Here is a 4,211-nt window from a genome sequence, read left to right on the forward strand (position 1 = left end):
GCTCAGGGGTACGCTCGGCGAGCCAGTTCTTCAGGGCAGTTGCGCTCTTCACCCAGCCGATCGTAGAGGACACCACACCACGGACGAACCCGGCCCCGCCCCGCCAACGCAACCGAGCGGGACGACGAGAAGCCAGCTCAAAATCGTGAACGCGGACAGCAGCGGAGACTACTCAGCGTTATCTGTCGGGTTGCGGCAGGTATACGAGAACTGGGCCGGGTAGGTCCTCTGTCGGGCGATTGCGGGAGAAAGGGCCCGCTCGTTGAGCCGGGTATGGTCATTCGCGTGTCGGTGGGGGTCGTTGCCCGGTTCGTTGCCGCTCAGTCGCTTCGACGGCGTGCCTCTGCTGAAGAGGGGCGGGCTGCCTGCGGGTCATCGGGTGTCATCGCAGAAGTGGCAGCCTTGCCGCTTGTCGCGGAGGTGAGTCACGGCCGTGCACGCGCGGTCCTGGCCGAACTCCGCGCGCTCGGTGACTCCATGGAGGAGGACGAGACCGCCGCAGAAGATCCGGCTGGGGACGAGGTTCCCGGTGAGCCGGCGCGTCTGGCCCCGGTCACGGGGTAGGCGGCTGCAGCCGGACGCCGCCGCGTGAGCGGAAGTCTGCTCCGGCGTCGGAGAGGAGGCGGTGCACCGCTCCGTAGGAGCGGCCGCTGGACTGGGCGAGGGAGCGGATCGAAGCCCCTGCTTCGTACTGGGACTTGAGGTCCGTGGCAACCCGGTCGCGGTCCGGGCCTGGCAGTAGCCGACGGACCGGGGACTCGTGGGACATGATCGGAATACCTCCTCGTGCGTACAGTAGTCCCGCCATGATCACGGCAGACGGCCTCCGGCGGCCACCGGTTCGGCTGAACCCGTGGAAACCCGGCTGAACAGGGGTGTGGCAGCGGCCGGCAGCACGGCGTGGGCCAGGACCTGCGACGGCAGAAAACCGGCGGCTGTCGTGCTTTCACGGCGGCACGCTTCACTTCGCTTCTGGTCCCCGTCTTCACTCCAGCTCGGTGATCACCAGTGGCTGGGGGGTGCGGGTGCGGCCATCTGTTCCGTTTTCGCGAGTAGGGCGCGGCAGTCGGCGACAGCATCGTGGGAGCCGCCGAGTCGCTGATTGCGGTAGGCGCCGCGCTTGACGGACCACAAGCCCTTCCAGACCGCGTACGGCTCCATCACATCCTCCCACCGGCAGCGGGCGAGCCATTGCCCGGCTGCCACAGGGCCCTGGTGCCGGACGAGTTCACGTTCGAGGACGTCGCGGTCGAAGGGCATGTTGTAGGCGAGAACAGTCCGGCCGTGGAGAACATCGGTGAGGGCGGGCAGCACCTCGCCGAAGGCCGGGGCCGAGGCAAGACGTTCCGGTGTGATCCCGTGTACGGCGGCGGCGCCGGGTTCGATGTCCGCGTCCGGGTTGACGTACTCGTTGAACACCACGGTGCCGCCTCGGGCCACGGCGGCGATCTGCACCGCGAACGCGTTCTGCAGTCCGGTGGTCTCCACATCAAGAGCGATCAGAGAATCGTCGTCGAGGCGGCGGCGGGCCCACTGACTGACCTGCTCGCGTTCTCGTGGCCAGGAAGGCGGGCGCCGCAGCGCCCTGATGGCGTCGTCGAGCTGGCGGTGGGACTCACGGGTGGTCTGCGACCGCCACATAACCGTGTCGCCGGTCGGCTGCGCGTTCACGGTGCCCAGGTAGTTCCCGCCTTCGTAGACGGCCCAGGTGGGGCGGTCGGTGTCGGCGGGCCGTACGAACTGAACGGACCGTTCGTCGACCTCACGGTCGAACAAGTCCTCCCACACGCCAGCATCCTCGACGCTCACTAGCACTCCCATTCCCTCTGACTCGCCCCGGCTTCTCGCATTCCTCATGCTGTTGTCCCGCCACCGGATTCGTCCATCCTCGCCTGCACCACCGGGAGCCCGACATATCAGAGAGACAGGCACGGGATGAGGAGCGATCGCCGCCCCCGGGCGGCCGGGCCGTCACGCGTTCGGCTCAGCGTTGCCCGCCCAGGTGTTCACCATCATCCGGGCCGAGGGGGCAGCCGGGCCGGGCCGGGAAGCCCGCAGAGAACCACGCCCGCACACGCAACCATTTCGGCTGCTTCTCGTTCATGTGAAGGGAAAATGCGCCTTCCCTCCTCTGCACCGGCCTCTCACCCCGGACGGCCGGCGCAGAGGTCCCGGCCACGCCCCGGATGCCACGCTGACCCCATGGACCAGCATGCCCCGCCCCAGCCCGAGACACCGAGGCCAGACCCTGTTCTGGCCCGCGACTGCGGACTCTGCGACGGCTGGGGAACACTCACCGGCCCGGGCGGCCACGGCCTGACACTCTGCCCGCGCTGCCAGCTACGCCCTCGCAACCCGCGAACGGACAGTACTCACGACCAGGACACGCCCCGGCCTCCCTGACGGCGGAACACCCTTCATCCGACGCCGCTGGCCTGGTCTCGACGCGCCACGTAGCCGACGGCCACACAGGGATGCCATGGCCGACATAGCCGAAGCCTGGCCGAACGATGACAGGCGTCGCCTTCAGGGCCTTCTGCCGGGGGTTACCGGCGGTGCACCTGCTCGGCCTGCGGTCCCTTGGGGCCCTGGGCGACGCGGTATTCGACCTGGTCGGCCTCGGCGAGCTCCTTGAAGCCGGTGGACTGGATGGCGGAGTAGTGGACGAACAGGTCCGGGCCGCCGTCATCCTGTGCGATGAACCCGAATCCCTTTTCGGCGTTGAACCACTTCACGGTGCCTGTTGCCATCGTTCAAGTCCCTTTGTTCCATGCCACAGCGCCGCCCTGACGGGCGCAGGCCAGCGCCTTGTCGCGGCTCCGGCATACGAAGTCTGCCACCCCGCCACGGCACCCGTCGCCAGCGCACGCGGGCAGGCAAAGGCTGCGGTGGGTCCGGGCACCCGTTTTTGACGGTCGTGGCGGGTCAGGGGCGGCGGGTGTAGGTGTACAAGTGATCGATCTCGTGGAAGCCGGCCCGCTGGTGCAAGTCCCTGGCCGGGCCCCCACTGTGTCCGGGATCGTCGGCGGAGGTGTCGAGGAGGACGACGAGTTCGCGGACATCGCGGTCGGCGAGGTGGGACAGGCATTGTTCGAGGAGGACGTGTCCGGTCCCGTCGGGCTCGGGCGCGAGGGTGATCCATTCCAGGACCGCGGTCCCCTCGACGGGCCGAGTGATCACTGCCTTGCCGAGCGGGGTACCGTTCTTCTCCCGCAGACGTACGTACCAGCCGTACGGGTCAGCGCACTCGGTGATGTCGATGACCGCGTGCGACCTGGGCCGGAGCGTGTCGAGGCGGTGGTGGAGGTAGCTCCAGCTGTCCTGGCGGGAGAATCCTGCGGCTTCCAGCGCCGCCGCGCTGCCGCGGCGGTTTCGCACCGGCAGGCCCGCGAACCCGATCTCGGTGGGCATATTGAATGCGTGCACCGTTCGCCGCCCCGCCTGTTCCAGGATGTGCTCCACCAGCACCCCGGCGACCCTCTGGTCGTCCTCCACACCGTGCAGCCACAGCAGCAGGCCCTCACCATCCTCCTCACGGACCGCCCAGCAGGAAACCCCCACGACCTCACCTGCGCCGTCAACGGCCACGTCCGTGTACAGCTCCCCCAGAGCACCGGCCGCCGGATCACCCAGACAGCCGTCCTCAAGGGCACGGCCAAGCATGACGGCCGTCACCGCAGGACGGCCGGGCAGCCGGTCGCCCGCGATCAGCTCCAGCACCCGCTCCCGGTCCTGCGGGGCACAGGACCGAACGGTCATGCTGGCCTCGTAGCCGACTGCCATCGTTGCCACTGCCCGCTCCTCCTTCTGCCTGAAGACGTTGACCGGCCCAGCTTCGCCCACGAACCCGGGGCACCGCCGCACGCCACACCCGCACCAGAAAGCCTCCCGCCTGCAGATCGAGGAGGCAGCCGGAACCACCGCCCGTCAAGGCGGCATGCGCGAACACCTCCACCAGCACATCGCCACCTCGCTCCTGGCCACCGTGTGGTTCGCGGGACAACACCACCTCGTGGAAGCCGACGACTGGCCCGACACCCTGCCCGCCAATGTCCTCGGTGCGATCCGTCAGGCCCCGGCCATCAACGACGACCCCACCATGCGCAACCTCCGCGACACCAGCAAACCCCACCGATAGCCGCACAAAGGGAACCGGTCACCCGCTCAAGATCGCCCTGCTATCCCTTTCGGCCGTATCTCGGCCCACCCTC

General features: G+C 68.6%; 6 protein-coding genes. 2 read left to right on the top strand and 4 right to left on the bottom strand.

What is annotated here, in order from left to right:
• Positions 1-393 precede the first annotated feature (393 nt).
• Positions 394-564, top strand: coding sequence for a hypothetical protein (locus OTB19_RS41855; protein WP_267804113.1), 171 nt, complete (start codon positions 394-396; stop codon positions 562-564).
• On the opposite strand, the gene OTB19_RS41860 is transcribed toward OTB19_RS41855, so the two are convergent.
• The 4 genes from OTB19_RS41860 to OTB19_RS41875 form a co-directional block, all read right to left on the bottom strand.
• Complete coding sequence (locus OTB19_RS41860; protein WP_267804108.1) at positions 554-769, bottom strand: helix-turn-helix domain-containing protein; 216 nt, start codon at positions 767-769, stop codon at positions 554-556. The genes OTB19_RS41855 and OTB19_RS41860 overlap by 11 nt on opposite strands.
• Positions 770-1,002: 233 nt before the next feature.
• Positions 1,003-1,788: a 3'-5' exonuclease gene (locus OTB19_RS41865; RefSeq protein WP_267804109.1), complete on the bottom strand. Its 786-nt coding sequence runs from the start codon at positions 1,786-1,788 to the stop codon at positions 1,003-1,005.
• A gap of 758 nt (positions 1,789-2,546) precedes the next feature.
• Positions 2,547-2,750 carry a cold-shock protein gene (locus OTB19_RS41870; protein ID WP_267804110.1) on the bottom strand — a complete coding sequence of 68 codons (204 nt, stop codon included), beginning with the start codon at positions 2,748-2,750 and terminating at the stop codon, positions 2,547-2,549.
• 175 nt (positions 2,751-2,925) lie between these two features.
• Positions 2,926-3,792, bottom strand: coding sequence for a hypothetical protein (locus tag OTB19_RS41875; RefSeq protein ID WP_267804111.1), 867 nt, complete (start codon positions 3,790-3,792; stop codon positions 2,926-2,928).
• A gap of 145 nt (positions 3,793-3,937) precedes the next feature.
• On the opposite strand from OTB19_RS41875, the gene OTB19_RS41880 reads away from it, so the two are divergent.
• Positions 3,938-4,138 carry a hypothetical protein gene (locus OTB19_RS41880; RefSeq protein WP_267804112.1) on the top strand — a complete coding sequence of 67 codons (201 nt, stop codon included), beginning with the start codon at positions 3,938-3,940 and terminating at the stop codon, positions 4,136-4,138.
• Positions 4,139-4,211: the final 73 nt, after the last annotated feature.

Source organism: Streptomyces sp. H27-H5, assembly GCF_026627505.1.
GTDB lineage: Bacteria > Actinomycetota > Actinomycetes > Streptomycetales > Streptomycetaceae > Streptomyces.